Raw genomic sequence first — 1,553 nt, 5'->3', positions numbered from 1 at the left:
GGATAAGTTTTACTGCATATAATATTAAAGTAAAGACAAAGGTAAGATATGATAATAAGTTTATATTTAATACAGATATAAAGATGAGGGTCGGCATTACAGAACGGCTTTTTTTGTTCAATACAAGAAAGGATGCAGCAAAATTACAAAAGGCGATTGAAACTAAGCTGGAAGCTGATTTCAATCAATTAATAAAGAAAATACAAACTGTCAAAATCGACCCTATTGGGCTTGGGAGATATGCAAGAACTTACACATATCCAGAATGGAAAAAAGTCCAAAATAAATGGAATAATGAATTAGCAAAGGGCGATGTAAACGTCAAGGTAAATGTGAAAATTGGTGCGATGGGAACGATTAAGTAACATGAGTCCAACTGAAATTTGTACTAAAATTGCAAGTACCTTCTATTTTAGTAGGGGAAATATCTTTAATAGGTTTCCGCCCCATCACAATCGAGTTAAGCAAAACAAATACCCTAAAAATAGAAAATTGGCATCTCCAGGTGAAAAGGTACATTTTTCTATTTTTGGGTGCTATAAAATTCTTACGTTGATGGGCATGGGGTCACTATGCCATTTCATCCAAATTGTACGTTTAGACACAATTTGGACGAAAATTAACCGATTCCCTGTACGTTAAGGAATCGGTATTTCGGCTGTTTTTATAATACAGGTTAAAATAAACAGCACTGTAGACTAATTGCTATGGTGTTTTAGCAGATGAAATAACCCATACTTTATATAGCCAAGGTTCATTATTTACGTCTATTTCTGTATGAACTTTAAAATGAGGGACCTCAGCTAATTGAAAACAGAGAGCGTAGGCAATTGGATATTCATCTGAACAGCTCCATTTCTTAAATGTTTTCGATATAATAAATTATAATATTATCTGTTTTGATTATCTTATATTGAGAGGTACTCTATAAAATTTAAAAATGAATTTGTAATAGATTGAAAAAATTATGATTTGGGTTATCTCTTTGGGGTAGTGTATTTTTGTTAACTTGATGGGAAAAGTACATAAAACCAATGACTTCCAAACATACTAATGAAATATTTTGGGGGTGAGTTTATTGGATAAAAAAGACTTTCAAAAAGTTTATAATGATTACTTACATCAAGGGGAAGGGCAAGCTCAATTGGAAGTAGCCCAGGACCAGGAAATCGATTCAGGAGCAGAACAAATAGTTGCAGTTCGTAAAAATGATGAAGGTGATTTAATTGCTTTTAAAACGAGTAGCGGAAGAGAGTTAGATTATATTACTGCTCTTGATGAAGCAAAATCAGGGAAGTTAGCTCATGTGGACGTATTTCATAAGTATGGTAGGGATATTATACGTAGTGAACCGGATGGTATAAAGGAAAATAACTTAGATAATTTACCGTCTTTTTAAACGGGTAAACCTCAAGAAGAGAATGTTCATTTGGATATTCTCTTCTTTTCTTTGCTAAGTTTTCCCTACAAATAGAAGGTTCATTTCTAGAGTGAAATCTCTTTTTTAAAAAGCTCTCTAAAGTTCTCTCTATCTTCTGCTGTAAATGGTTTAC

At 32.8% G+C, this 1,553-nt stretch carries 2 protein-coding genes; both read left to right on the top strand.

Annotated elements, in window-relative coordinates; all coding sequences use genetic code 11:
• The coding region (locus tag AC1DTM_RS25940; RefSeq protein ID WP_477001232.1) for a Ger(x)C family spore germination C-terminal domain-containing protein at window positions 1-365 on the top strand (365 nt) is incomplete at its 5' end.
• Window positions 366-1,078: 713 nt separating this feature from the next.
• Window positions 1,079-1,399, top strand: a complete 321-nt coding sequence (locus AC1DTM_RS25935) for a DUF3892 domain-containing protein (RefSeq protein WP_016105284.1) — start codon at window positions 1,079-1,081, stop codon at window positions 1,397-1,399.
• The last annotated feature ends 154 nt before the right edge of the window (window positions 1,400-1,553 follow it).

Source organism: Bacillus sp. P4_D3 (assembly GCF_056401855.1).
The sequence above is the reverse complement of the archived record's forward strand: the minus strand, read 5'-3'. Positions and strand labels throughout refer to the sequence as shown.